The organism is Cohaesibacter haloalkalitolerans (assembly GCF_003574655.1).
Taxonomy (GTDB): Bacteria; Pseudomonadota; Alphaproteobacteria; order Rhizobiales; family Cohaesibacteraceae; genus Cohaesibacter; species Cohaesibacter haloalkalitolerans.
In genome coordinates, this window is record NZ_QNUM01000003.1 from 95,763 (window position 1) to 121,287 (window position 25,525).

Sequence of the window (25,525 nt, forward strand, 5' to 3'; positions counted from 1 at the left end):
CTCTTTTTCGTGGCAATCGGTCAGGGAGTGAAAGGAAGCTCACATATCGAAGCTGAAGGACTGGACAAAGCGCCGGCCGGATACTGCCTTGCCTGTGTTGCCGGAATCCAGAGGCACCACGACTTCCGAAGGCGCGGACCCCATGTTTTCGACGGCGGTGTCGATGTGTAGCTGGTAGCCCGCATTGAACAGCGCGTCGGACAGATCAAGCGTCACCTTCAGTGTGCGTCCGCTGCCGACGCTGGCGCCGGTGATGCCATCCACTTCGGCAGGGTTTGCGCCGGTAGCGCGAGCCCAGTCGCGCAGATCGCGGTAGTATTTGGCCCGCCCGCCCGACATCCACAGTGAGCCCTGATAGGCACCGGAGGCATCGGTGACATACATCACCATATAGGCTTCCGGTCCACCATAGTTTTTCATGGTCGTGGTGAAGGTTACGGGAGCGGCTTCTGCCACGGCAGGCAGAGCAACGACCGAAGCGAGGGTGGCGGTGGCAAGATATTTGTTCATGGCTGGTTTCCTTGTGATAGAGAGCAGCATCCCGACGTCGTTCTCTTTTTGCTCGTCAGGATGCCGCCAGATCTGGCTCTAGTTGATGGAAGCTTTCGGGGCAGAGCCCCTGGTGATGAGCTTGTTGTTGTTGATCGGGCCGGATGGGGCCGGTGTTGTCGCCTGCGCGCCACGAGACCGATAGTTGTCGTCGTCGTCGTCATCATCGGAATGCCAACCGATGGGCAGACGCCAGCCAAACAGATTCAAACGGTGATCCCGGTCATGTTCGGAATAGCCGTGTTCGCGTTCATCGCCGTAGTACCCTCGTTTGTCATGACCGTAGCCTTCAGCCCAGGTCGCTGTGGCGGCCAGAATGGTGCCACTGACAAGCAAGGCGCCAATTACAAGTTTCTTCATGGTTGCGGTCTCCCTTCCATTGGTTCGATGGAAGCACTATCTCCCACCAGCCTGAAGGCGACCTGACTGGGAATTTCTTTTTGCGTCAGCTTCCTGTAAGGTTTCGCAGCGACACTGCGGCTGGCTTCAGGCAAGCGGAAAATGCCGCTGATGCATGGAATATGTGAAGGAAAGTGAGTGACTGATGCGGGTCTTGTTGGTCGAGGATGACATGGTGCTCGGGTCTGCGGTGCGCGACCAGATCGCCGCCGACGGGCACAGCGTGGATTGGGTACAAAGGCTGGACGCCGCAGGGGATTATCTGCGCGCCGCGCCCTATGACCTTGTACTGCTCGATCTGATGCTGCCGGACGGTCTGGGACTCAACTTCCTCAGAAAACTCAGAGCATCGGGCGATGTGACACCGGTCATTATCCTGACCGCCCTCGATCAGATCTCCGACCGTATCGAAGGCCTCAACGCTGGTGCCGATGACTATTTGGTCAAACCCTTTGACCTGCAGGAACTGACAGCGCGCCTCAAGGCCGTCGCCCGTCGCTACAGCGGCAACCCCAATCCATTGGTCAAGATCGGCGAACTGGAAATCGACATCGCAGCCCGCACCATCATGCGCTCAGGCAAGACCGTGACGTTGACAGCAAGGGAATGGGCTCTCTTCGAGGCCTTTCTGCAACATCCGGGCAACCTGCTCTCCAAGAGCCAGTTGGAGGAAACCCTCTATACATTCGACGCAGAGATCGAAAGCAACACCATCGAGGTCCACATCAGCCGCATGCGCAAAAAGCTCGGGGCCGGCGTGATCGAAACCGTGCGCGGTATGGGCTATCGGCTGGAGCAGTCATGAAAGTAAGGTCCTTCGTCAAAAACAGTCTTCAGCTGCGTCTGTCCCTCGGTCTTGCGCTGGGTGTGGGCCTTCTCTGGCTGGCAGCAACCACCGTCAGCGGGCTCGTCGTCAAGCATGAGCTCGACGGCGCCTTCGATCAGGCCCTTGCCGAAGCCGTGGAGCGTCTGCTGCCACCGGTCATTCACGACATTGTCGAAGGCAATGGCAGAAGCGATGAAATGGAGGACCTCAAGGTCAATGGCCTCCATATCGGACGGATCGGCAAATCCTGGCGCACAGAAAACGGCATCACCCGCGATGGTTTCAAGCAAGGCTTCAAGCGCCGCCTGCACAAAGACAATGAAGAGGATGATGACGGCGAAGAAAAAGGTCGGCAAGACGTCTCGCAAAAAGTCGAAAAGCCGTCCATCAAATCAGATGACGATCAGTATCTCACCTATATTGTTCGAGACGCCCAAGGCGGGCTTTTGCTGCAGTCCAATCATGCAGATCCCGAGATTTTCCCGAGTATCGATCAACTGGGCTTCATCACGCTCAACGACCAGCGCATTTTCACTGGCTCCACCCTTGATGGCAACGTGATCATCTCCGTCGCAGACCCAATGGAAAGGCGCCAACGGGCTGCACATGACACCCTGAAGGCGCTCGCCATGCCGCTTTTCTTTCTGGTACCGCTCAGCATGTTTGGCGTCTGGCTGCTGGTGCGTATTTCTATGCGACCAATGCGCGGCTTCCGCTCGGGCATCGAAGCGCGCGGGGCAGGGGATCTGACCCCGATCAGGGCCAAAAATCTGCCGTCTGAAATCGAACCCATCGCCGATGCCGTCAACAATCTGCTTGACCGCATGCGCAGGACACTGGAAGCCGAGCGCAGCTTTACCGCCAACAGCGCCCACGAGTTGCGTACCCCCGTTGCCGCAGCGCTGGCACAGACCCAGCGTCTCATCTCGGAAGCGGGTGAAGGCTCCATCGGGGACCGGGCCCATCAGATCGAAACGGCGCTCAAGTCGCTCTCACGCCTCACCGAAAAACTCATGCAGCTGGCCCGTGCCGAGGGTGGATCCATGCTGTCCGAACAGGAACGCGACATCGTGCCGATTGCCAGACTGGTGATGGACGAGTTCCGCGAGGATTCCGAACGCCTCGACATCCTGTTGCCGTCAGAGCCGCTACCCCTGCTAATCGACGCCAATGTCTTTGCCATCCTGTTGCGCAATCTCGTCGAGAATGCCCTCAAGCATGCGACCCCGGAAAGCATCGTCACCATCACGCTGGCGAGGGACAAAAGCCTGTCCGTGACCAACGACTGCGACCCGATACCCGCAGATGTGATGGAACGCCTGCTCCGCCCCTTCGAACGCGGCAACACCTCTGCCAAGGGTAGCGGAGTTGGTCTAGCCATTGTCGAGGCCATCACCAAGGGCAGCGGGGCTTCGCTCTCGCTGAAGTCACCGATTACCGGCACATCAAGAGGGTTTGAGGCCATGGTCCGTTTCTGATCCGATCAGCTCTTGGCTCCGGGCAAAGAAAATGGGGATGGGGTATCGAGAAAGCCGGGCAAAATTACGGGCGACATACGACGTATTGACGCACGTCCAATCTGCGGTATTTAATCGGGTCTGTTTTTTTCTTGATCCCTTTTTCCCGTCAGGCTCCATCATGAACACCAATGCCTCATCCCCTCGCTTTGCGATCCCTCAGCCCGTGACACCGACCATACCGGTAACCGGCACCGACGCTGTTTTCCCCATCCGGCGCATCTATTGCGTCGGTCGGAACTACGCCGCCCACGCCATCGAAATGGGGCACGATCCGGATCGCGAATTGCCATTTTTCTTTCAGAAAAATCCAGACAACATTCTGTTTGCACAGGATTTTCCCTATCCGCCATTAAGCAGTGACGTGCATTTCGAAGTGGAACTGATCGTTGCGCTGAAGGACGGCGGCAGCAATATTGCCGTTGACGACGCCATGGACAAGATCTTCGGCTACGGCATCGGGGTGGACTTCACGCGCCGGGATTTGCAGGCCGAGGCCAAGAAGCAGGGCCGTCCGTGGACAGCCGCAAAGGCATTCGAGCATTCCGCTCCAGTATCGGCGATTGTGCCGGCCGAGGAAGTCCCTTCATTGGCAAAGAAACGGATCTGGCTTGAGAAGAACGGCGCAGTCCAGCAGGACAGCGACCTCGATCATCTGATCTGGAAGCTGCCAGAGGTGATCAGCGAACTGTCCAAGCAGTTCGAACTTGCCGCAGGCGACATCATCTTTACCGGAACACCGGCCGGTGTCAGTTCCGTGGACGTAGGAGACAGCATTCATTGTGCTGTCGAGGATATCGCGGAACTGTCCTTCAAAGTGGTTGCGGGTTAAGCCGCAAAGGCTCTCTCCCGGCAGATGTCGGGAGAGAGAAACACAGGCATCGCTAGGCCGAGACAGCCCTGTCTCCGGAAAGCTTGCGCCCCCAGATCATCGCAGCCGCGATGGTGGCGGCAACCCCGGCCAGCTTGACAATCACCAGCGGCCACAGGCAGGCAATCGCAATGATACCGAAAACATAGCGCTGCCAGACCGGTATCGGAGCCCGGATAAAGCCCAGCATGGCAAATCCCATCGCAAACAGCGCCCCGATCCCGCCAATGACTGCCAGAGTGTTGTCAACGAGACCGGCATTGGACAGTAGCCCCAGATCATAGCAGAAGGCGAACGGCACCATGAAGGCGAGGATGCCGAGCTTGAGCGCCTGAATGGCTGTCTTGTTCGGATCGGACTGGGCCAGAGAACTCGCCGCATAGGCCGCCAGAGCCACCGGTGGGGTGATGTTGGAAACGATCGCGAAATAGAACACGAACATGTGCGCCGCCAACGGCTCGAAGCCCAGCTCAGCCAGAGCCGGTACGCCAAGAGCCGCCCCGAGAATGTAGGCGCTGGTGGTTGGCAGCCCCATACCGAGAATCAGCGATACGACGGCGATGAGGAACAAAGCAACAAAGGGCACGCCCTGTGCCAGCGAAAAGACCAGTCCAACAAACTTGAACCCGAAACCGGTAAGGGACACCGACCCGACCACAATGCCTGCCGCCGCACATGCAATGGCGACAACCGGCACATTTCTGGAGCCGGACACGATCGCATCAAGAATTTTCCGCGGTCCCATGCGATGCTCCGGATCGGGCAGGGAAACCAGCCACGCCCCGAGAATACCGATGGCGGCCGCCAGCATGGGCGAAAAACCTGACAGAAGCATGTAGACGAGGCCGACGATCGGGAGCAGCTTGTAGGACTGCTTCAGCACCCGCTTCTTGCTTGGCAGATCCTCTTCGCTCAGCCCCTGCAAATTATTCTTGAGCGCTCCCAGATGCACCATCAGCAACACGGCTCCGTAATAGAGAACAGCCGGGACAAGCGCCGCAATGATGATGTCACTGAAAGGAACCCCAAGGAAAGACGCCATGATGAAGGCACCGGCCCCCATGATCGGAGGCATGATCTGTCCCCCGGTACTGGCAACCGATTCCACGGCGGCAGCAAAGTAGGGCGGATAGCCGATCCGTTTCATCAGCGGGATGGTGAAGGTGCCGGTTCCATAAACGTTAGCAACCGCAGCTCCGGAGATTGAGCCGAACAGGGCTGAACTCACCACCGAGATCTTGGCCGGGCCTCCGGGAGACGTTCCGGTGAAAGCCTGGGCAAAATCCATAAAATACTGTCCGACACCGCTTTTTTCCAGAAAACCGCCGAAAATCAGGAAAACCATCACGAATGTTGCAGACACACCGAGCGGAATGGAGAAAACGCCTTCATCGGTCAGATAGATCTGTTCGATAACCTCGGCAAAGCTGAAGGGCAGCCCCTTGAGGATTCCGGGCATATAATTGCCAAACCACATATAACCGGCAAAGAAGCCGACGATGATGGCCAGAGGCATCCCGACCACGCGCCGTGTCGCTTCAAGCAGGAAGAACACCAGCGCCAGTCCGAGCACCTGCTGGGCCATGGTGACGTCATCGACCTGCACCATACGGAAGGTGATTTCCTCATAATTCAGAATGATGTAGAGGCCGGGCAGCGTGGACGCAATGGCCAGTATCCAGTCATACCACGGGACATTGACACTATCCTTGTCGGCGCCTCGCATCGGATAGAGAATGAAGGCCATGGGGAACACCATGCTCAGATGCAGGCTGCGTTGCAGATAGGCCTCGAAACTGCCGAAAACCGATGTGTAGAGATGGAACAGACCAACACACAGGATATAGACATAGACAATTCGTTTAACCAGTGAACCCGTCGCGCGCATATCGGTTTCCTTCTGTCACGAAAGGGGAAATGGGGGAGGGAGCAAGTGCGACCCCGGCAATCGGGCCGGGATCGCCACGTCTTCTGACATGCGCTTTACTGCACCGACTTCCAGAACTTGACGGCGCCCGGATGGGCAGGAACAGAAGCAGGAACAGCTTCCTGCGGGTTCAGCTCTTCAACAGCCTTGACGCCCTTCTGCAGGGTTTCCTTGTTTTCCCAGAGCGCCTTGGTCATGTTGTAGACCGTATCCTCATCCAGATCACTGCGCACAACGATACTGGTGTAGTCCCCAATGGTTGGAACGGGCTCGGTCACGGATTTGTAGATTTCCGGATCGATCTCGAAGGTCACCGTACCAAGAGCATTGCTCATCGCATCAAGGATCTTCTTGTCGACAGGGAGAAGAACCACATCCAACTGGCTTTCGATCTTAAGAACAACAGCTGCGGCGCGACCAACCGAGAAGGCGAAGCAATCAAGGTGATTGTCTGCCAGCTGGTTGGAACCGTCATCATACGATGCGAAGGAGACAGAGCCACCCCAGCCCTGAATATCCTTCCAGCCCACACCCAGACCCTTTTCAAAGGCGGCGCGGATCACGAATTCGGAAGAGGTCCCCGGCTTCAGGGTAGCCATACGGATTGGCAGCTTCTTGTCAACGATATCGGCAACCGACTTGATGCCATTGGCCTCGGCATAGTCCTTGCGCATGACGAAATAGGTATACTGACGATAGACGTTGGCCAATACCGAGACATTCTCATAGGCCTGCTTGAACGGATCCTCGCCCTTTGTCGCAGCACCAACCAGAGACGTCACGGAGAATCCAAGATCGGTCTTGCCACGGTCGGCATTCACCACGTTGGAAACACCGCCACCGGTGCCGCTGGAAGTCGGAATACCCGCCTTTGACCAGGTTTCCGCCAACGCGCCACCAAGGGCAAACCAGTTGCCACCCGGAGGGCCTGCGGAAAAGCGAAGCTGGTCCTGTGCACTAGCAGGAACCGACACGATCGTTGCGCAAACCAGCGCAGCTGCAACAGCAATTCTCTTGAACATCTACCATCCTCCACGTTCAATCCAAGACGTATGAAATCAAATGAAACCAGCGACTAAGTCCTTGCCCTGATTACTGATAGTTTACCTTTCCAATTCAACAGTATCGCAACAGACACAGGCCAGCCATTCATCCTTAGGTTGAATAGGCCATATCGCATCAGGTCTTCTACGAAGAGTTGCCGATGAGGTTTTTAACAAGCCGGTTCAAATTGCCCGGGCACGCAGCAAGGAGAAGGCCAAAGGCGCTTTTGCAAATGCCAGCAGGAAGGATGCGCAATCGCAAGCGCAGAATACCGCGCCTCGCAGGGGGAAATATGAACAGGCCTCAGGTCTGCGGCATCCGATAATTGAGCAGAGCGTCCGTCAGGACGTCGAGAACCGCTGCACGACTGGAACTTGGCCGGCGTACAACCCCCAGTTTCCGATAGATCGGCGGTGATCCGAAAGGGGTGGTCTCAAGGCCGGTTGTCACCATGCCATGCAAGGCCACTTCCGGAACAACCGAGAATCCGAGCCCTGCCTCGACACAGCCAATCACCGCTGGCATGGTGTTCACAGAAACAAGCTGGCGTTGTTCCGCCCCGAGTCGCGCCAATTCCGTGTCAATTTGACGCGCCAGAGGCACGTGAATGCGATATCGGATGTAGGGAATCGTCCGCACGAGCTCCTCAAACGACAGCTCTTTTGCGCCCGCAGGCAACAGGATCAACAGCGGCTCGCTAAGCACTTCCGTCCAGATAAGACCGCTCGGAACCGTCACCTGATCGGCGACGAGTGCCGCGTCCAGCTGCCCTGAGGCAACCTCGCTCATCAGCTGCTCCGACATGCCGATACGGAGGCGAAACGACAGATCAGGGAAGGTCGACCGGATTGTCGCCAGCGTGCGGGGTACATAGGAATTGGCAGCCGTGCGCAAAGTCCCAAACGCCAATGTTCCCCGTACCTTGGCCCCGCTGACCGACGCTTTGGTTTCGGTGACGATTTGCAGGATCGTGCGCGCCGACCGCACCATCTCCGATCCCTTTGCGGTCAAGACAGGCGGCCTTCGGGACCGGTCGAACAGATCCGTTTGCAGCTCGGATTCCAGCGCGGCAATCTGCTGGCTCACCGCCGATGCAGTCAGGTTGACTGCCTCGGCCGCAGCGGCAAAGCCACCGTGTTGAACGACGGCCAAGAGTGTTTCGAGTTGTCGTGTGTCCACGCCATAACATTAGCATTTCTTATTTTAATAGCAAGAATTCTGAGCTTTGCGTGCGTTTTCCTTGTGTTACAGTTGATGCGCAATCATAAACAAAACGGGTATCCGTTACATATTTCCATTGGGAGTAAGCTCCATGAATTTACGTTCGGGCCTCGCAGCCCTCGTTGCAGCCGTTTCGCTGTTTTCTTCGCCCGTCCTCGCCGCCGACTATCCGGAGCGTCCGGTCGAATTCATTGTTCCCTGGGCACCGGGTGGTGGCTCCGATACGCTGATGCGCCTCATTGCCAACGATATCAAACCCTATCTCGGCGTTGACATGCCGATCATCAACATGCCCGGCGTCGGCGGTACCGTCGGCCTGCGCGAAGCCTCTCGCCGCGCAGCGGATGGCTACACCATCTCTCAGGTTCATGAAGGTCTTCTGGTCGCCTCGCAGATCGGTCTGACCGAACTCAAATGGACCGATTTCGAACCCATCGCCCTGATGACCTCTTCGCCGCAGTATCTGGTCGTCAATGGCAAGGCACCCTACAAGACCTTTGAAGAATTCGTGACCTATGCCAAGGCCCATCCGGGCGAGATCACCATGGGCGTCACCCTTGGCGGCGTGCCACACCTGCATGCAGCCATGATCGAACAGGCATTCGGCCTCAAATTCTCCTACGTCGGATATGAGGGCACCGGTCAGCGCATTCGCGCCCTTGTTGGCGCCAACCTCGACGCAGCCATCGGCGACATCAGCTCGTCCAAACAGTTCGTCGACAATGGCGATCTGATCTTCCTCGCCGTGGGATCGACCAAACGCGTCAAGGAAGCACCGGATGTACCGACCTTTGCCGAACTGGGTTCCGACATCGAACTGAGCGTCACCCGTGGCATTGTCATGCCGAAAGACACCCCGCAGGAAGCCCGCGACAAGATGGAAGCTGCTCTCAAGGCTCTGGCTGCTGACGAAACCTACATCAAGCAGACCAACAATGCGGGCGCCGAGGTCGATTTCCGCGGTCAGGTTGATTACAACAAATATCTCAGCAAACTCGACAAGACGGTTTCTGAACTGGCAGAGGTGCTTGCACCGTGAGCCAGTCGGATCTTGATGAAGAACTGGCTTTGGAGGCGGGCGAGATCGCCCGCCTCGTAAGCTATATCCTGTTTCTTCTCATCGCTTCGGGGATGTTCTTTGCCGCAGGCGACATCCCGACCTCCCGCTTTGAGCGGTTGGGAGCAGGGGCTTTCCCGCAATTTGTCTTTGCCGGTATCGTCCTCATCTGTGCCATTGCGATTGTCCTTACCGTTCCCAAGATTTCCGCCGCGGCCTATGGGCAGTTTTTCCGCTTCGCCGCGAAATGGGCACGCAAATGCTACCTTGTGTTCCTGTGCCTTGCTGCCCTTGGCCTCTATCTTGTCGCCATGCCGTGGCTCGGCTTCAGTCTCGCCAGCCTCATTTTTCTGTTCGGCATGCAACTGGCGCTGCTGCCACGGTCCGTTAAATCGATCATCATTGCAGCGATCATTGCCGTGGTCTTCTCCTACGGGCTGAACTTGCTGTTTGCAGAGGTCTTTACGGTCTTTCTGCCAAAGGGAGTGTTGTGAAATGGATAGCTTCCTGATCGGCGCAGCCCAGATTTTCACCTTCACCACGATCGCCTACATGGTCGCGGGGTCGATTGCCGGCATCATCGCCTCGGCCATTCCCGGCTTCACCGTGACCATGGCCATCGTGCTGACCCTGCCGCTGACCTTCACCATGGAGCCACTGCAGGGCATCGCCGTCATGCTCTCGGTCTATGTGGGCGGCTACACCGGCGGCCTGATTTCCGCCGCTCTGCTCGGCATTCCGGGCACGCCATCCTCCGTTGCCACCACCTTTGATGCCTTTCCCATGGCCCGTGGTGGTGAAGCCGGTCGCGCCCTGTCCCTCGGCGTCTGGGCTTCCTTCTTCGGTACGGTCATTTCCACCATCGTGCTGATCGTGGCCGCGCCACCATTGGCCCTCATCGCGGTCAAGCTCGGCCCGTGGGAATATTTCTCGCTCATCGTCTTCGCCCTGACGATCGTTGCAAGCCTTGTCGGCGACTCCGTCATCCGAGGCCTTATCGCCGGTCTCATCGGCCTTGCCATGTCGACCGTCGGCAGCGACCCCATTCTCGGTCGGTCCCGGTTCGACTTCGGCTTCGAGATGCTCGAGACCGGCCTGCCGTTCCTTGTCGTCCTCATCGGCATCTACGCCATTTCCCAGCTTGCCTCGGAAGTGGAGGATTCCCACAGTGTCCGCTCCGGCAGCAAGCTGGTCACCGGTGCCATCGACTTCCAGACCTGGAAGGTGATGAAAGAAGTGCTCTCCCGTCCGGTCAACCTGATCCGCTCGTCGATTGTCGGCGTCCTGATCGGCGCTCTGCCGGGGGCAGGGGGCTCGATTGCCAACCTCGTTGCCTATGATCAGGCCAAACGCTCGTCCAGGACCCCGGAGGCTTTCGGCACCGGCATCCCGGACGGCATCGTCGCCTCGGAATCGGGCAACTCGGCCACAGCCGGTGGCGGTCTCATCCCGATGATCGGCCTCGGTATTCCCGGCTCGGCGGTTGATGCCATCCTCATGGCCTCACTGATGGTCCATGGCATTTCCGTGGGTCCACGCCTGATCATGGATCATTCCGATCTGGTCTACGGCATGTTCATCGCCATGGTGGTTTCCTCCTTCATCATGCTGATTGTCGCCATCTTCTCCATGCGCCTTTTCCTACGCGTGGCCGAAGTGCCCAAGTGGATCATTGTGCCGGTGGTCATGGTCTGTTGCGTGGTCGGGGCCTTTGCCCTACACAACCGCATTTCCGATCTCTATCTGCTCGGTTTCATCGGCGTTGTGGGCTACGTCCTCAGAGCCCTTGGCTATTCGCTGGCACCACTGGTACTGGGTGTCATTCTCGGGCCGATTGCAGAAACCAACCTGCGCCGAGCCCTGATGACCGATGGGGACCCGACCGTATTCTTCACCCGTCCCATCAGTCTTTTGTTCTTGATTGCCGCCGTCATCTCGATTGTCTGGGCTATCAGGACCCATCTGAAGAAACGCAAGACAGACGAAAGGTTTTTCGATGCAGCTGCGTCATGATCCCATTTATTCATCCCGCCGCTCACCGGTTCTGGCTGACAATGTCGTCGCGACATCCCAGCCCCTTGCAACCCAGGCAGGCCTGACGATCCTGCAGCGCGGCGGCAATGCTGTCGACGCTGCCATCGCCACGGCTGCAACCCTGACCGTCGTGGAGCCGACCGGCAACGGCCTTGGGTCCGATGCCTTCTGCATCCTCTGGGATGGCAGGCAACTGCACGGTCTCAACGCATCGGGCCGCGCACCAGCGGCCTGGACTGAGGATCGCTTCCCCAACGGGATGCCCGCCCATGGCTGGGACAGCGTGACCGTCCCCGGCGCTGTCAGCGCCTGGGTCGAACTGTCCGAACGATTTGGCAAGCTGGAACTCTCCGAGGTTCTGGCTCCCGCCATTCACTATGCCGAAGAAGGCTTCATTGTGTCGCCGGTAATCGGCGCTCTCTGGTCACGCGGAGCCGCAACACTGAAGGATCAGCCCGGCTTTGCCGACCACTTCATGCCCAACGGACGGGCTCCGAAGGCAGGCGAACGCTTCGTCAACCGGGCTCTGGCCAAAACCCTGAAGGCCATCGCCCAGACCCATGGTAAGGCCTTTTACGAAGGTGAGATCGCCGAGAAGATCGTCGCCTTTTCCAAGGCCAATGGCGGCGCGATGGCAATGTCCGATCTGGCCGAGCACAGCCTTGATTGGAGCGGCACGATCAGCCAGCCCTTCGATGACATCGACCTGCATGAAATCCCGCCAAACGGGCAGGGGATCGCCGCTCTGATGGCGCTTGGCATGCTCCAGCACACCACGATCCGAGATCACGGACCGGATGACCTCGCCGCAGTGCATCTGCAGATCGAGGCCATCAAGCTCGCCTATGCCGACTTGCATCGCTATGTCGCCGACCGCCGCTTCATGAAGGATATCCGGGAAACAGATCTTCTCGATCCGGACTATCTCAAGGCCCGTGCCCGGCTGATCAGCATGGACCGCGCCCAGAATCTCGGACCGGGGGCACCCAAGCGCGGCGGCACCGTGCTGCTCAATGCAGCCGATGCCTCGGGCATGATGATCAGCTACATCCAGTCCAACTACGCAGGCTTCGGCTCAGGTGTTGTGGTACCCGGCACCGGCATCGCCATGCAGAACCGCGGCTTTGGCTTCACCACCGAGGCAGGGCACCCCAACTGCGTCGGGCCGAAGAAACGTCCGTTCCACACGATCATTCCGGGCTTTGCCATGAAGAGTGGCGCACCGCTTATGGCCTTTGGCATGATGGGAGGCCCGATTCAGGCTCAGGGTCACATGCAGCTCTTGCTCCGTACCCAGCTTTGGGATCAGGATGTCCAAACCGCAGCCGATGCCCCGCGCTGGCGCATGATCGAAAATCTGGACGTCGCCTGCGAACCCCAGATGCCGGAGTCCCTGCTTGAAGGTCTGGTCGATCTTGGCCACCGCATCCAGATTGAAGCCCCGGACAATGCCTTCGGCTTTGGCGGTGCCCAACTGGTGCAAAAGCTCCCCGGTGGGGGCTATGCAGCGGGGTCCGACCCGCGCAAGGACGGACAGGCCGCAGGTTTTTGATCGCCGGGAACTGAAGACCGGAAGCAAGAAGTCCCCGCGCCGGACAACGTCCGGACCAGATGGCCCCTTTTCGGCATAGCGCGGAGAAGGGGCCATTCAGACACAAAGACAAGAGACAGGCCCGTTTCAGAGAGGCCTCGACAATTCGGGAGGTGACATGAAGTTTCTCAAACGCATTGGTATCGACACATACATGTTGCTGTTGGTTGCGACAGTGTGTCTTGGCCTGCTGATCCCCGCGCGCGGCATCGCCATGACCGGGCTCGGTCATGTCACCTTCTGGGCAGTCGCTTTCTTGTTCTTCCTTTATGGAGCCAAGCTGGATGCCAGCTCGGTGAAGGCCGGGCTGATGAACTGGCGACTGCAGGGGCTGACATTTCTGGCAACCTATCTGGTGATCCCGATCATAGGTCTGGCTCTGGCGGCAACCTTCGGCCCACTGCTCGGCACGACAGTTACCCTTGGCCTGCTGTTCCTCGCCGTGCTGCCGTCCACGGTGCAGTCATCCATCGCCTTCACCTCGATTGCCGGGGGCAATGTGCCTGCCGCCATCTGTGCCGCCTCCGTTTCCAACATGATCGGTGTCGCCCTGACACCGGCCCTCGTGGCGCTGCTGATGCATCAGGGCACTGGCGGCGTCAGCTTCGATGCGGTGATCAAGATCAGCACCCAGATCCTGCTGCCCTTTGTTCTGGGCCAGATGGTGCGTCCGCTGATTGGCTCCTTCATCTCCAGACACAAGGTCTTGACCATGGTCGTGGACCGTGGCTCCATTCTGCTGATTGTCTACAAGGCCTTCAGCTCCGGCACCACGTCGGGCCTGTGGAATGCCGTCCCGGTTTCCAGCCTTGCCATGTTGTTCGTAGTCATCCTCATTTTCCTTGCGCTGACCATGGCGTCCATGATCCTTGGCGGTCGGGTTTTCAAGCTCGACTATCCGGACAGTGCCGTGCTGTTCTATTGTGGCTCGACCAAAAGCCTTGCCAGCGGTCTGCCAATTGCCAGCGCCCTGTTTGCAGCCGATCAGGTGGGCGCGATCGTGCTGCCGATCATGATTTACCACATGAGCCAGCTCTTGGTCTGTGCCTATGTCTCGCAGAAAGCGGGCAGGCGCATTCGCGAGGAGGAAACCCGGCAGGGCGCATTGGCCAACCAAGGCGCCAAATAGGGTTTTGCGCAGCAACCCGGATGCGTCATGGCTCCAGACACAGAAAAGGCGGGACCGATCCCGCCTTTTCCTTTTCAGGTAGCAAGCTGCCGTTCAAGCGCCTTGGCCTACATGCCCTTGATCATGCCGCCATCAACCCGGATCATCGACCCGGTGACAAAGCTGGCCTGTTCCGAGCACAGGAAGGTGACGACGGCACCGAATTCTTCCGGCTTGCCATAACGGGCAGCCGGAATGGTTGCGCGTGACGCAGCCTTGACCTCATCAACAGACTGGCCGCTCTTCTTGGCCTTGCCCGCATCAAGCTCGGCAAGCCGGTCGGTCGCAATGCGCCCCGGCAGTACCATGTTGACGGTGATGCCAGAGGCTGCCACTTCGCTTGCCAGCGTTTTCGACCAGCCGGCAATCGCACCGCGCACGCCATTGGACAGCGCCAGATTGGGGATCGGGCTGACAATGCCGGACGAGCCGATGGTCACCACGCGGCCCCAACCCTTGTCGGCCATCGCTTCCACGGCCTTGTCGGTGATGGCAAAAATCGGCGTTGCCATGGCGTTGAAGGCGGCAACCCAGGCTTCCACGCTCTGGCCCTTGGCCGGACCGGCAGCCGGTCCACCACAGTTGTTAACCAGAATGTCCACCGGCGTCTCACCAAGAAAGGCAATCACATCGCTCACCGACCCGGCATCGGCCAAATCAAGCTTGATGGTGCTTACCTTGTCCTTGAGACTCTCGGGCAAGCCAACAGGCAAAGCCCCGGACCGGGAGGCGGCGATGACATCAGCGCCTTCCTCAGCAAGCAGGATGGCCGATGCGGCACCAAGGCCGCGACTGGCACCCAACACGAGCGCACGTTTTCCCTTCAGACCAAAATCCATCAGCCAAGCTCCTTCAATCTCTTTTCCTGTCGATCAATGATGCGATCGACCTCACTGCGGGCAGCAGCCGTCAGCCCCTTGCCCGGTTTGCGCATCGCTTCAGAGGCGATCACGCCCCGTTTCTGCAACACATATTTGCGGACGGCAAGGCCCAGTCCCGGCTGCTGTTCATAACAGACGAGCGGCAGGTAGGCATCATAGATATCCTGTGCCTTGTCCAGATCGCCCTTTTCGGCAAAGGCCACGATATCGCGCAGCATTTCGATATAGGCAAAGCCCGTCATTGCACCATTGGCACCGCGTGCCATGGATTCGGGCAGGAACAGCGCACCATTGCCGCACAGGATCGAAATGCGACGGCGACCGGCTTTCTCGGCCTCGCGCACGGCACTGATCTTCTCCAGACCCGGCCAGTCTTCATGCTTGAGCATGACGATCTGTTCGTTCTGGTCGATGATCGTGCCAAGGGTATCGGTCGAGATATTGACCCCGGTGCTCAACGGAAAGTCCTGCAGAACCACCGGCGCACCGGCCCCGGCCGCTTCGCAGGCATTGGCATAATAGGCGATGATCTGCTCGTTGGTCTTGAGGTTGCCCGGAGGGGCGATCATCACACCGGCTGCGCCCAGATCCATCACCTTTTTCGACAATTCCGAGATGGCAGCAAGCCCCGGTGCAGATACACCGACAACGATGGGCGCCCCATTGGCGCGTTTGATCACACGGCTCGCGATGTCTACGGCTTCTGCCTGCGTCATCTTGGGTGCTTCGCCCATCATGCCCAGCACGGTGATGCCCGTTGACCCCTTTTCCAGATAGAAGTCTGTCACCCGATCAAGGCTGTCAAAATCGATGGCGCCCTGTTCGTCAAAGGGCGTGACCGAGATCGAGAAAACACCTTTGGTGTCATTGCTGAGAAGCGTCATGTTCCGTCCTTTTCGACCGTTATTTTACAAATAGCTTACGGGGGAAATTGGTCAGTCTTTCGTAGCCCGTTTCCGTGATGGCGATGGTTTCTGACATACCGTAACCGCTCGCCAGAAGATAGGTATGGAATGTCTGGCCCGGTTCGAATTTCCATGTGCAGCTTGGCTCTGCCTCAAGGGGCTCGCCACCGTTCGGCTGCAGCAGAAGGCCGACCGAGTAGAAGGTCTTGTTGGTATAGGTCTCGCGCAGACCGGCAGACAGGATGCCGTCGCGATAGATGCTGTCCGGCACCGTTGCTGCCACACCGGGGCGTACTTCTGCAAGTGCCGCATCCTGAATGGCAATCAGTTTCTCGACGATAGCGTGATCATCATCCCGTGCAGGAGCAATGCGGATCGGACGCATGAACCGGGCGTGATAGTGGTGAACGTTCGGGGTTACCTCGATCTGCACGATATCACCAGCCTCAAGCACACGGTCCGAATAGCCGCCATGCAGATGGAAGGCCCGCTCGCCGGACGACATGACCCCCGGTCCCGGCAGGTCGGATCCGGCCCGGATCATCGCCGCGCAGATCTGGGCAGCCATTTCGCGTTCGGACACGCCGACTTCAGACGCATCAATGGCAGCCTGCATCCCGGCTTCCGCCGCCTTGGCAGCAAGCCGCTGATAGGCGATCTCGGCCGGGCTCTTGATGAGCCGCATGGTCGGAGCCAGATTACTCTCGTCCTGCCAGAGAATGCCGGGGATGGCAGTCTTGAGATATTCGAAACGCCCGGCAGAAAGCGGCCATGCGGACAATTCGATGCCCAGTTTGGCATTCGGTCCCATCCGGCTGCGGATCGCATCGGCAGCCACCTTCATCCGATCATCGCTGTCGGTCCACATCACCCGATCGGGAAAGACACAGGTCGTATCGAGATAGTATTCCTCGACATCGCGGCAGAAGAGGGTAGGCTCGCCGTCAGCGGGAATGATGGCAAACTGCAATGTGCCATAGGCGCGGGTATAATAACCGGTAACCCAGGTCACTGTCTCGGGCAGAAAGGCCACTAGGCCGTCGAGATCCCGTTTTTTGAGTTCGGCCTGAACGCGGGCAAGACGGGCGAGATATTCCTCGCGCTGGAACCAATAGGCAGGTGTCGGCATTTGAAAACTCCTTGAGAGCGATACACCACAGACCGGGCATGACCCGCCGGGGTGTCTCTCAAATCCTTGCTATGAATTCACCCCGCACAAAGACGGGGCAAGTCTGACTTCTTGATTGATCGGTTGGCCCGAACGGGTCAGCCGTTAAGCACCAGTTCGGTGAAACGGGTCAGCATGGTCTTTGCCTCATCAGCTTCATGGGCAGACGCCTTCAACTCTTCGATGTCGGCACCGTCCAGCTCCATCCGCTCGCGGTTCTGTTCGAACCAGATCGGGGCCTGCGCCAGGGTGACTTCCGGATGGCCCTGAATGCCCCAGATATCCTCGTCCTTGTAGCGCCAGACATGGTTGGCGCAATCGTCCGAGTAGGCCAGAATGGTCATGTCCGGATGGGCGCCTAGCACTTCGTCATTGTGCCAGACGAACATATGCACGGTCTCGTGCAGATCCTTGGCAATCTTGTCGGTGCGAGCCGCTTCCGTGACCGGCAGATCCTTGTAGCCGATCTCGCAGCTGGTGCGCCGGAAGACCTGATCCTTGCCGCAAAGGGCCGAAGCGAGGATCTGGTGACCGAAGCAGACACCCAGCATCGGGATCTTTTCTTCAGCCGCCTCACGGATGAGATCATGCTCGCGCAGGATGAAGTCGATTTCCTCATAGGCACCATGCGGGCTGCCAGACAGGAAGATGCCGTCATAGCCATCCAGGGAAAGCGGAAACTGGCCGTCATAGGCCCAGAAGCGATCGACGTTGAGACCCCAGGTTTCGAACCGTTCGTCAAGTTTGGCAACCGACTGCAAAGACCGGCCATTGCCCAGATATAGAAGACGTTTACCCATGGCGTGGGCATTCCTTGTTGTTGTTGGGGGCCCTGTCAGTGTGCCGACAAGGGCCCTGAATTCCTGACAAATCCGGCCTCAGCAGCGGAACAGTTCAATGGGCAGATCGGAAAAGACCTCAGGCGCCCCGGTTTCGCGGATAACGAAGGTCTGGCCGATACCGGCAACAAGGCCGGTGTCCGTGTCGGGGATCATGATATGGACGAAGAACACCATACCCGGCTGCATGACGAGCGGATTGCCCGAATAGATCATCGGCGGCACGTCCATCCATGTCGGCTTGAAGGTGCAGCCAAGGGCATAGCCACAGGCGGCGTATCGGGCCTTGGCAAAACCGCCCTTGTCAAGCACCCGGCGATGGATATCATCGAGGGTTCCCAGTTCGCGACCGGGCAGGGCATTGGCCTTGATCTCCTCAAGCGCATCGCGGGCAACACCCATCTGGCGTTCCTGACGCGGATCGACTGGACCGACGGTCAGCGTATTCTCGATGCAGACATGATACCGGCAGTGGGACCCGGCCAGCTCGACCAGTACCTGATCCTGCGCCTCGATGGTGTGGGCGATACCCGAGCTGCGACCGAACAGGGCCGCAGCACCGGCATTGACCATTGGACCACCCGACGGCATGTCACCACCAAGCGAAAGCATGGCATCAGCCGCTGCACCCACCAGAGCGCTATCCGGGATGCCCGGCTTGACGCGGGCAATGGTAGCGCGCACCGCCGCATCGGCCAACTTGCCAGCAATGCGGACATGCTCCAATTCGGCGGAGGATTTGACCAGACGCAGCCCGCGAATGATCCACGAACCGTCGGCGGTTTCGCAGAAGCCTTGCAGAGCAGCGTCGACAGTGCGTCCGTTGAAGGCGGTGAGGCCATAGGTAGCATATTCGATACCGACCTTCTTGCCCTTGAGGCCCTTTTCTTCAAGAATGCCGCGCAAGTCCATGGCCGGATTGGCATCTTCGGCATTGAGCCAGATGCGGACCTCGTCATAGAGCGATGCCACTTCGGCCTGCCGCTTGTCCGGCGTGCGGGTCAGCACAACGGTCTCGCTGTCATCGGCGGTGATCACTCCAGCCTGAAAGAACACATAGCCGGCGGTGTCAAAGCCGGTCAGCCAATAGTGGCTTTCCTGCGCGAAGACGAGCAGAGCATCGAGCCCTTCCTCCCGCATCCGCTTGCGCGTTGCGGTGAGGCGAGCGGCGTATTCTTCAGCGGGAAACCGGAGCAAAACGTCCCGTCCGCTTTTGGTCTTTGCGGTATATTCTTTTGGAACAAACATCTCGGTCACGTGACTACTCCATTTCACAGATATCGGCCATGGTCATCAGATAGACCCGGATCATGTCGAGATAGTCGACAATCTCGACCCGTTCATCCGGCATGGTATTGAACTTGCCACCCGGCCCGCAGACGACCCCTTCCATGCCGCCAACAGCCCATAGATGGCCAGCATCCGTGCCGAAATAGGCCGGAGGGGCAATGGCGCCGGTGGGCTGGTCTTCACCGCGCACAGCCTTGTAGGCACCGTTGAGCGCAGTGACGATACGGGCATCCTTGGCAACCTCGAAGGCTGGCATGGTCGGTTGCCCTTTCCGGGTTTCCGGCGTCACGGTTGCCTTGAGACCGGGGAAGCGCGCTTCCAGCTCATCAAGCTTCTTGCGCATGTCCTTGACGGCGTTTTCGCGGGTCTGGCCAGGTCCATAGCGACCCGAGCCCTTGATGCGCACATAGTCGGCCACCTGCGGCGGGCGCCATTCATGCAGCTCCTTGCCAAGCGCTCCGTGCACCACGCCCACATGAACGCGGTTGACCGAGCGGTGCTCTTCGGACGGCGCATCCGAGAAGGTCATCTCGTTGAGTTCGGGGATAAGGGCACAGGCTGCCATGATGGCATCGACACCGGCTTCGCGCTTGGAGAGGTGGCGGGTGATGCCTTCAAGCTCGATGGTGAAGGTGAAAGCCGCCGCATGCATGGTGATTGCCTGCAGGTCGGACGGTTCGGAATTGATGAAATAGTCCGCCCGGAGACCGGCATTCACCGCAGCCAGGGTGCCTATCCCGCCCTGCAATTCGCCGATCACATAGGTCAGGATGACATCACCCTTGAGCCGTTTACCGTTGTCGATCAATGTCTTGACAGCACAGAGCGAGGCCATGTCACCGGCCTTCATGTTGGAAACGCCGATGCCATAGATGAACTCGTCATCAACGAGCCCACCCCACGGATCGACAGTCCAGCCTTCGGTAACCGGATTGGTGTCGAGATGGCCATTGAACAGCAGGCTCTTGCCGCCACCGGTACCGCGCCAACGCCCGATGGCATTGACGCGGTCACCCACCACAGGCATCAGTTCAACTTCCAGTCCCATCTTCTCCATGATCGATGCAACATGCTCGGCCAATTTGCGCTCGCCTTCGGTTTCCGAATAGCTCTTGTGGCTGACGATGTCGGACAGAATGTCGAGACAGGCTTGGTCATCAAGATTGCGCGCCAGATCGAGGGCTTCACTCATCATTTTGCTCCGTTTCATATACGCCGAGCGAAACCTGAACAGGCACTGCGTCGAGTAGGGCTCTGGTGTAGGGATTGCGATCCTCTGCCTGTGCGTCCTCGCGGTCGAACAGGTCAACCAGCCGACCATGCTGCATGACGGCAATGCGATGGGCGATCTGGCGGATCAGATTGAGATCGTGGGTAATGAAGATACAGGCCGTGCCCGTATCTTTCTGAAGGTTGACGAGCAGCTCCGTCACCGAAGCCTGCACCGAAACGTCGAGCGCGGCGGTCACCTCGTCACAGATCACCAGTTCGGGCTCGGCCGCAAAGGCACGGGCAATGGCCACGCGCTGTTTCTCGCCGCCAGAAAGCTGATGCGGCAGCCGGTCGGCATACTCAGCGGGCAGACGCACGAGCTCAAGCAGCTCCCGAACCCGGTTCTTGATCTCGGCAGCAGGCACGACATCATAGAGGTGCAACGGGCGCGACAGGATCGTGCCGATGGTCTGGCGCGGGTTGAGCGAGGCGTCAGGATGCTGGAACACGATCTGCACCTTGCGGCGATAATCGCGCGAGATTTCCTTGCGCCCCTTGACCGAAATGTCGCCAAACTTTACCGCTCCAGTGAAATCATTAAGCCCGGTCAGGGCCTTGGCGATGGTCGATTTGCCCGATCCGCTTTCGCCAACGATGCCCAGAAGTTCCCCGGGACGGACGCTCAAAGAGACATCCTTGGCACCCCAGAAAATCTGGTCTTCATCCGGCTTGGCCTTCAGAACCTTTTCCTTGAAGGTGAGGGGCGAATAGCGCACGCTGACCTTGTCCAGAGAGAGCAGGGGGGCTGACGTTTCGGGCTTTGCCACTCCCAACCAGCGGTCAGGGTGGGGCACGGCACTGATCAGGCGCTTGGTGTAGCTGTCCTGCGGGTTGTTGAACACCTCGTTGACCGGGCCATGTTCGACCAGATCGCCATGATGCAACACCGACACCTTGTCGGCGATGCGCGAAACCAGCCCCAGATCGTGCGAAATGTAGAGGGCGGAAACATGGGTTTCCTCCCGCAGGCGGTTGAACAGATCAAGGATCTGCCGGGCCGTCAGGATATCCAGCGCGGTTGTCGGCTCGTCGAAGATGATCAGCTCCGGTTCGCAGGCAAAGGCCGTGGCAATCACCACGCGCTGCTTCTCGCCGCCGGATGCCTCGTGGGGATAGCGATCGAGCATTTCCTTCGGACGCGTGATGCCGGTGCGGGCCAGCGCCGCTTCCGCCTCTGCACGCGCCTCGGCCTTGGTCAGACCGCGATGAGCCATCAGCACTTCGGAAATCTGTTCCCCGATGCGCATTGTCGGATTGAGCGAGGTCGATGGGTCCTGAAAGACCATGGAAATACGCTGGCCGCGGATGTCGATCATCTGACGTGGCGACATCTCCAGCAGTTCCTGACCGGCAAGACGAATCGCACCATGCTTTTCGATGGCGTTTGACGGCAGATAGCGCATGATCGACCAGGCCATAGAGGACTTGCCCGATCCGCTTTCGCCCACCAAGCCGTGGGTTTCACCCGGAGCGATCTCCAGATTGATGTTGTTGAGCGCCTTGACCGGGCCGTTGCTGGTGGCATAGGCGAGGGAATAGTTGCGGATGGAAAGCCGCGGTGCCGTAGCGTTGAAGACCACCGCCTTTTCCCTAGCCGGGTGGCTGTTGACATGGGTTGCAGACATCAATGGCTCCTTCGAGGGTCAAGGCTGTCGCGCAGGGCATCGCCAAACAGGTTGAAACCGAGCGCGGACATGGCAATGAACATGCCGGGAATGGCCACACACCATGGATTGCGGAACATGAATTGACGTGCTTCGGCAACCATCAGCCCCCATTCAGTACTCGGAGGCTGCGCCCCAAGCCCAAGAAAGCCGAGGGTGGCACCGATCATGATGGCAAAGGACACGCGGATGGTGGATTCCACGATGATGGGACCAAGCGCATTGGGCAGCACTTCACGGACCACGATGTAGATGCCGGATTCCCCGCGCGCCACGGCAGCACGGACATAATCGCGGGTACGCACCGACAGCACGGCACTGCGCGAGATGCGCGCCATGCCGGGCGCAAAGGCAACGGCGACCGCCAGCATGGCCTGCCCCATGCCACCGCCAAGCACAGTGACGATCAACAGCGTGAACAGCAGTTCCGGTACGGCCAGCAGACCGTCCAGAATGCGCATGATGGCGTTGTCGACCCAACCGCCTGCGACACCGGCCACAACACCGATGACAGCTCCGATGCTGACACCGAGCAATGTTGCGAACACACCGAACAGAACGGTCGTCGGCGCGCCATTGAGAATGCGCGACAACAGATCGCGACCGAACTGGTCAGTGCCCAGCAGATGGGTCATTGACGGTCCCTGAAGCCGGTTCAGGGCATCGAAGGCCTGCGGGTTATAGGGGGCAAGCCACGGACCGGCAATGGCGATTGCCAGCGTGAAGAGCAGGAGAAAGACGCCAACGAGAGCGTTGGGTGCCAGAAAGCTTTTAGGCATAACGAACCCTTGGATCGAGTATGGCGATGATCACATCTGAAAGGAAGTTGGACAGGGCGTAGACAGTGGCAAGAAGCAGGGTTACGGCCTGAATGACCGGCAGATCCCGGTTCTCCAGAGCATAGATCAAAAGACGCCCCAACCCCGGCCATGCAAAGATTTCCTCAACGACGATAATACCGCCGAGCAGATAGCCGATGTCCAGCGAAATGACCGCAACGGCAGGGGCCAGCGAGTTCGGCAGGGCGTGACGCCAGATCACCCGCTTTTCATTGAGCCCCTTGAGGCGCGCAGCGCGAATGAAATCCGATGACAACACCTCGGACATTTCCGACCGCACCTGACGGGAAATATGCGCCATCAGCACCAGACCGAGCGTGACCGCTGGCAGCACCACATGGGCAAGGAAATCCGGAATGCTGACCCACGGTGCCGTAAAACCACCGGCAGGGAATACACCCGTCTTTGGTGCAGCGAAAACGACCAGCAACAGCGTTGCCGTCACGAATTCCGGCAAGGCAGAGCCCATGTAGCTGAAGACAGCCAACAGGAGATCCATCACCTTGCCGCGGCTGACCGCAGCGATGGCGCCAAGAGGGATCGCGATGATGGTAACCAGCACAAGCGCCGTTCCTGCCAGCACGGCGGAATTGACGAAAGCTTCGCCAACCACGTCCGATACGGGCAGGGACAGACGCAATGACATGCCGAAGTCACCGTGAATGACGCCGCTCACCCAGCTCAGATACTGCATGTACCAGGGCAGGTCGAGATGAAGCTGCTTCTCCAACGCCGCCACCGCATCGGGCGTAGCATATTCGCCCAATATCATGATGGCAGCGTTGCCCGGGAGCACCGCAGTAATCGCGAAAACCGCGAAAGTGACGATGACCAGAACAAGGAGAATGGACAGCAACCGGCGGAATAGATATCCGATTGTCATGTCAGTTCAAGTCTCGGCCTATTTGTCCAACCAGACGTTTTCGAAGTAGAAGTAGCGGTTGATCGGAGCCAGATTGTAGCCCTCGGTCTTGTCGCTGGACGCAGTCAGAAGGTCTTCCCAGAACGGGATGATATAGACCTGGTCATCGAGCATCATCTGCTGGGCCTTGGCGTAGATTTCTACACGTTTGATCGGATCGAGAGTTGCCCGACCTTCATCAACAAGAGCGTCGAACTCCTTGTTCTTCCATGCAGAATCTTCATAGGACGCATCAGAAGTGACCAGCAGGCGGAAAGCCGCATCAGCGGTTGGCTGCATACCCCAGTAACCGATGTAGAAGTCGCCCTTCATCCAGACATTGGCCAGATAGGTGTCGTGCGGCATGGTTTCGACCTCGATGTCGAAGCCTGCTGGCAGGGCCATCTGCTTGATGGCAACGGCAACCTGTGCACGAATGGCCGGACGGTTGGAAGCAACCATGGTGACCTTGAGGCCATCCGGATACCCGGCTTCGGCCAGCAGGGCCTTTGCGGCTGCCGGATCATACGGGATTTCCGGAGAGTCGATGACATACTGATATTCCGGCGACAGGATGTTGTCATAGGCCGGACGGCCCAGGCCTTCCAGAATGACATCCACCAGCATCTGGCGGTCAACAGCCATGGCCAGAGCCTTGCGAACCCGCACATCGCTCCATGGCTTGGCGTCGTGACGCATCACCACGTTGACGAAACGGCCCGACGGAATACGCTTGGCTTCGATGCCAGCAGACCCGGCAATGCGCTCATAGTCGGCCTGCTGAACCGTCAGCATGACGTCCATCTGGCCATTGAGGAAGTTGGCAGTTTCAGCGGCAAGATCGGGGAAGAGGTGCATTTCGACCGCATCAAGATAGGGCTTGCCAGGGATGAAGTAGTTCTCGTTCTTGACCAGACGCACCATCTGGGCACTGTCGTAGGTTTCCAGCTTGAAGGGACCAGTACCGTTGACGGTGGTTTCCAGCGTTGCCGGATCCGCTTCCAGCGCCTTGCGCGACACGATGCGGGCGTTGGCATGGGCAGTGGCCGTCGGAAGGTCGGCAAACGGAGACTTGAGCTTGAACACAACCGTCAGATCATCAGCAGCGGAAACGCTGTCGATCATGGTCAGAACCGAGCGGGCAGAGGCCGGACGATCCGGATTGAGAATGGCTTCGTAGGTCGCAACCACATCATCGGCGGTCAATGCTGAACCATCATGGAAGGTAACGCCCTTGCGCAGCTTGAACGTGAAGACGGTTGCGCCCTCGCTGCCTTCCCAGCTCTCAGCCAGATCGGCCATCGGCTTGTTGTCGACACCGATGCGGGTCAGACCGGAATAGAGCATGTCGAGACACGGATATTCGGCCGGTCCGGACAGTGTCAGCGGGTTCAGCGTGGCGATACGGGTGGAATGACTGACCTTCAGAATGCCCCCGGCCTTCGGAGTAGCGGCGGAAGCCATGCCGATGCTGGTCATGGGAATAAGGCCAGCGGCGGCCATGCCCAACATTACTCCGCGGCGGGAAATCGTAAATTTGCTCATTGTGCCCTCATGAGGTT

The 25,525-nt window shown here is 58.7% G+C and carries 23 protein-coding genes; 8 read left to right on the forward strand and 15 right to left on the reverse strand.

Annotation, left to right across the window (positions count from 1 at the left end):
- Positions 1–39: 39 nt before the first annotated feature.
- Both DSL70_RS08000 and DSL70_RS08005 read right to left on the reverse strand, forming a co-directional pair.
- On the reverse strand, positions 40–510 hold the full coding sequence (locus DSL70_RS08000) for a DUF2271 domain-containing protein (RefSeq protein WP_119307405.1): 471 nt from the start codon (positions 508–510) through the stop codon (positions 40–42).
- 78 nt (positions 511–588) lie between these two features.
- Entirely contained in the window at positions 589–909 is a 321-nt protein-coding gene (locus tag DSL70_RS08005; RefSeq protein ID WP_119307406.1) for a hypothetical protein, read from the reverse strand.
- Positions 910–1,093: 184 nt separating this feature from the next.
- Here DSL70_RS08005 and DSL70_RS08010 point away from each other — a divergent pair, with 184 nt between their 5' ends.
- The 3 genes from DSL70_RS08010 to DSL70_RS08020 all read left to right on the forward strand — a co-directional run bounded on the left by DSL70_RS08010 (position 1,094) and on the right by DSL70_RS08020 (position 4,123).
- Positions 1,094–1,753 (forward strand): response regulator transcription factor, encoded by a 660-nt coding sequence (locus DSL70_RS08010; protein ID WP_119307407.1) that lies wholly within the window; start codon positions 1,094–1,096, stop codon positions 1,751–1,753.
- Positions 1,750–3,252 (forward strand): sensor histidine kinase, encoded by a 1,503-nt coding sequence (locus tag DSL70_RS08015; protein WP_119307408.1) that lies wholly within the window; start codon positions 1,750–1,752, stop codon positions 3,250–3,252. The genes DSL70_RS08010 and DSL70_RS08015 overlap by 4 nt, the downstream gene beginning before the upstream one ends.
- A 160-nt stretch (positions 3,253–3,412) precedes the next feature.
- On the forward strand, positions 3,413–4,123 hold the full coding sequence (locus tag DSL70_RS08020) for a fumarylacetoacetate hydrolase family protein (protein ID WP_119307409.1): 711 nt from the start codon (positions 3,413–3,415) through the stop codon (positions 4,121–4,123).
- Positions 4,124–4,175: 52 nt separating this feature from the next.
- Here the strand turns inward: DSL70_RS08020 and DSL70_RS08025 are convergent, their stop codons facing one another.
- The 3 genes from DSL70_RS08025 to DSL70_RS08035 form a co-directional block, all read right to left on the reverse strand.
- A complete protein-coding gene (locus DSL70_RS08025) occupies positions 4,176–6,050 on the reverse strand; it encodes a TRAP transporter permease (RefSeq protein ID WP_119307410.1) in 1,875 nt (624 codons plus the stop codon).
- Positions 6,051–6,145: 95 nt separating this feature from the next.
- A complete protein-coding gene (locus DSL70_RS08030) occupies positions 6,146–7,111 on the reverse strand; it encodes a TAXI family TRAP transporter solute-binding subunit (protein WP_119307411.1) in 966 nt (321 codons plus the stop codon).
- A gap of 325 nt (positions 7,112–7,436) precedes the next feature.
- Positions 7,437–8,312 (reverse strand): LysR family transcriptional regulator, encoded by an 876-nt coding sequence (locus tag DSL70_RS08035; protein ID WP_119307412.1) that lies wholly within the window; start codon positions 8,310–8,312, stop codon positions 7,437–7,439.
- Between the two features lie 133 nt (positions 8,313–8,445).
- Here DSL70_RS08035 and DSL70_RS08040 point away from each other — a divergent pair, with 133 nt between their 5' ends.
- The 5 genes from DSL70_RS08040 (at position 8,446) to DSL70_RS08060 (ending at position 14,165) form a co-directional block, all read left to right on the forward strand.
- Positions 8,446–9,393, forward strand: a complete 948-nt coding sequence (locus DSL70_RS08040) for a Bug family tripartite tricarboxylate transporter substrate binding protein (protein ID WP_119307413.1) — start codon at positions 8,446–8,448, stop codon at positions 9,391–9,393.
- The gene (locus tag DSL70_RS08045) at positions 9,390–9,905 is read left to right on the forward strand and encodes a tripartite tricarboxylate transporter TctB family protein (RefSeq protein WP_205563203.1); all 516 of its coding nucleotides are present in this window, start codon (positions 9,390–9,392) and stop codon (positions 9,903–9,905) included. Before DSL70_RS08040 ends, DSL70_RS08045 begins: the two co-directional genes overlap by 4 nt.
- Before the next feature lies 1 nt (position 9,906).
- Positions 9,907–11,424, forward strand: coding sequence for a tripartite tricarboxylate transporter permease (locus DSL70_RS08050; RefSeq protein ID WP_119307414.1), 1,518 nt, complete (start codon positions 9,907–9,909; stop codon positions 11,422–11,424).
- Entirely contained in the window at positions 11,408–12,997 is a 1,590-nt protein-coding gene (locus tag DSL70_RS08055) for a gamma-glutamyltransferase family protein (RefSeq protein ID WP_119307415.1), read from the forward strand. Before DSL70_RS08050 ends, DSL70_RS08055 begins: the two co-directional genes overlap by 17 nt.
- 157 nt (positions 12,998–13,154) lie before the next feature.
- Positions 13,155–14,165, forward strand: a complete 1,011-nt coding sequence (locus DSL70_RS08060) for a bile acid:sodium symporter family protein (RefSeq protein ID WP_119307416.1) — start codon at positions 13,155–13,157, stop codon at positions 14,163–14,165.
- 107 nt (positions 14,166–14,272) lie between these two features.
- On the opposite strand, the gene DSL70_RS08065 is transcribed toward DSL70_RS08060, so the two are convergent.
- The 10 genes from DSL70_RS08065 to DSL70_RS08110 all read right to left on the reverse strand — a co-directional run bounded on the left by DSL70_RS08065 (position 14,273) and on the right by DSL70_RS08110 (position 25,508).
- Entirely contained in the window at positions 14,273–15,043 is a 771-nt protein-coding gene (locus DSL70_RS08065) for an SDR family oxidoreductase (protein WP_119307417.1), read from the reverse strand.
- Positions 15,043–15,969, reverse strand: a complete 927-nt coding sequence (locus DSL70_RS08070) for a dihydrodipicolinate synthase family protein (RefSeq protein WP_119307418.1) — start codon at positions 15,967–15,969, stop codon at positions 15,043–15,045. The genes DSL70_RS08065 and DSL70_RS08070 overlap by 1 nt, the downstream gene beginning before the upstream one ends.
- A gap of 19 nt (positions 15,970–15,988) precedes the next feature.
- Positions 15,989–17,119 (reverse strand): M24 family metallopeptidase, encoded by a 1,131-nt coding sequence (locus DSL70_RS08075; protein WP_119307419.1) that lies wholly within the window; start codon positions 17,117–17,119, stop codon positions 15,989–15,991.
- Positions 17,120–17,256: 137 nt separating this feature from the next.
- Positions 17,257–17,958 (reverse strand): type 1 glutamine amidotransferase, encoded by a 702-nt coding sequence (locus DSL70_RS08080; protein WP_119307420.1) that lies wholly within the window; start codon positions 17,956–17,958, stop codon positions 17,257–17,259.
- A 78-nt stretch (positions 17,959–18,036) separates the two neighbouring features.
- Complete coding sequence (locus DSL70_RS08085; RefSeq protein WP_119307421.1) at positions 18,037–19,245, reverse strand: M24 family metallopeptidase; 1,209 nt, start codon at positions 19,243–19,245, stop codon at positions 18,037–18,039.
- Between the two features lie 13 nt (positions 19,246–19,258).
- A complete protein-coding gene (locus DSL70_RS08090; protein ID WP_119307422.1) occupies positions 19,259–20,482 on the reverse strand; it encodes a M20 family metallopeptidase in 1,224 nt (407 codons plus the stop codon).
- Entirely contained in the window at positions 20,472–22,184 is a 1,713-nt protein-coding gene (locus DSL70_RS08095) for a dipeptide ABC transporter ATP-binding protein (RefSeq protein WP_119307423.1), read from the reverse strand. The genes DSL70_RS08090 and DSL70_RS08095 overlap by 11 nt, the downstream gene beginning before the upstream one ends.
- Positions 22,184–23,002 carry an ABC transporter permease gene (locus DSL70_RS08100; RefSeq protein ID WP_119307424.1) on the reverse strand — a complete coding sequence of 273 codons (819 nt, stop codon included), beginning with the start codon at positions 23,000–23,002 and terminating at the stop codon, positions 22,184–22,186. Before DSL70_RS08100 ends, DSL70_RS08095 begins: the two co-directional genes overlap by 1 nt.
- Positions 22,995–23,945, reverse strand: coding sequence for an ABC transporter permease (locus DSL70_RS08105; protein ID WP_119307425.1), 951 nt, complete (start codon positions 23,943–23,945; stop codon positions 22,995–22,997). Before DSL70_RS08105 ends, DSL70_RS08100 begins: the two co-directional genes overlap by 8 nt.
- An 18-nt stretch (positions 23,946–23,963) precedes the next feature.
- Positions 23,964–25,508 (reverse strand): ABC transporter substrate-binding protein, encoded by a 1,545-nt coding sequence (locus DSL70_RS08110; RefSeq protein ID WP_119307426.1) that lies wholly within the window; start codon positions 25,506–25,508, stop codon positions 23,964–23,966.
- Positions 25,509–25,525 lie beyond the last annotated feature (17 nt).

What these genes read in the sequence shown, in the direction of transcription:
- DSL70_RS08050 (WP_119307414.1), top strand. Translation starts at nt 9,907, where the DNA reads ATGGATAGCTTCCTGATCGGCGCAGCCCAGATTTTCACCTTCACCACG.
- DSL70_RS08000 (WP_119307405.1), bottom strand. Translation starts at nt 510, where the DNA reads ATGAACAAATATCTTGCCACCGCCACCCTCGCTTCGGTCGTTGCTCTG.
- DSL70_RS08060 (WP_119307416.1), top strand. Translation starts at nt 13,155, where the DNA reads ATGAAGTTTCTCAAACGCATTGGTATCGACACATACATGTTGCTGTTG.
- DSL70_RS08055 (WP_119307415.1), top strand. Translation starts at nt 11,408, where the DNA reads ATGCAGCTGCGTCATGATCCCATTTATTCATCCCGCCGCTCACCGGTT.
- DSL70_RS08105 (WP_119307425.1), bottom strand. Translation starts at nt 23,945, where the DNA reads ATGACAATCGGATATCTATTCCGCCGGTTGCTGTCCATTCTCCTTGTT.
- DSL70_RS08010 (WP_119307407.1), top strand. Translation starts at nt 1,094, where the DNA reads ATGCGGGTCTTGTTGGTCGAGGATGACATGGTGCTCGGGTCTGCGGTG.
- DSL70_RS08030 (WP_119307411.1), bottom strand. Translation starts at nt 7,111, where the DNA reads ATGTTCAAGAGAATTGCTGTTGCAGCTGCGCTGGTTTGCGCAACGATC.
- DSL70_RS08080 (WP_119307420.1), bottom strand. Translation starts at nt 17,958, where the DNA reads ATGGGTAAACGTCTTCTATATCTGGGCAATGGCCGGTCTTTGCAGTCG.
- DSL70_RS08025 (WP_119307410.1), bottom strand. Translation starts at nt 6,050, where the DNA reads ATGCGCGCGACGGGTTCACTGGTTAAACGAATTGTCTATGTCTATATC.
- DSL70_RS08090 (WP_119307422.1), bottom strand. Translation starts at nt 20,482, where the DNA reads ATGATGAGTGAAGCCCTCGATCTGGCGCGCAATCTTGATGACCAAGCC.
- DSL70_RS08110 (WP_119307426.1), bottom strand. Translation starts at nt 25,508, where the DNA reads ATGAGCAAATTTACGATTTCCCGCCGCGGAGTAATGTTGGGCATGGCC.
- DSL70_RS08075 (WP_119307419.1), bottom strand. Translation starts at nt 17,119, where the DNA reads ATGCCGACACCTGCCTATTGGTTCCAGCGCGAGGAATATCTCGCCCGT.
- DSL70_RS08065 (WP_119307417.1), bottom strand. Translation starts at nt 15,043, where the DNA reads ATGGATTTTGGTCTGAAGGGAAAACGTGCGCTCGTGTTGGGTGCCAGT.
- DSL70_RS08020 (WP_119307409.1), top strand. Translation starts at nt 3,413, where the DNA reads ATGAACACCAATGCCTCATCCCCTCGCTTTGCGATCCCTCAGCCCGTG.
- DSL70_RS08095 (WP_119307423.1), bottom strand. Translation starts at nt 22,184, where the DNA reads ATGTCTGCAACCCATGTCAACAGCCACCCGGCTAGGGAAAAGGCGGTG.
- DSL70_RS08015 (WP_119307408.1), top strand. Translation starts at nt 1,750, where the DNA reads ATGAAAGTAAGGTCCTTCGTCAAAAACAGTCTTCAGCTGCGTCTGTCC.
- DSL70_RS08040 (WP_119307413.1), top strand. Translation starts at nt 8,446, where the DNA reads ATGAATTTACGTTCGGGCCTCGCAGCCCTCGTTGCAGCCGTTTCGCTG.
- DSL70_RS08005 (WP_119307406.1), bottom strand. Translation starts at nt 909, where the DNA reads ATGAAGAAACTTGTAATTGGCGCCTTGCTTGTCAGTGGCACCATTCTG.
- DSL70_RS08100 (WP_119307424.1), bottom strand. Translation starts at nt 23,002, where the DNA reads ATGCCTAAAAGCTTTCTGGCACCCAACGCTCTCGTTGGCGTCTTTCTC.
- DSL70_RS08070 (WP_119307418.1), bottom strand. Translation starts at nt 15,969, where the DNA reads ATGACGCTTCTCAGCAATGACACCAAAGGTGTTTTCTCGATCTCGGTC.
- DSL70_RS08085 (WP_119307421.1), bottom strand. Translation starts at nt 19,245, where the DNA reads ATGTTTGTTCCAAAAGAATATACCGCAAAGACCAAAAGCGGACGGGAC.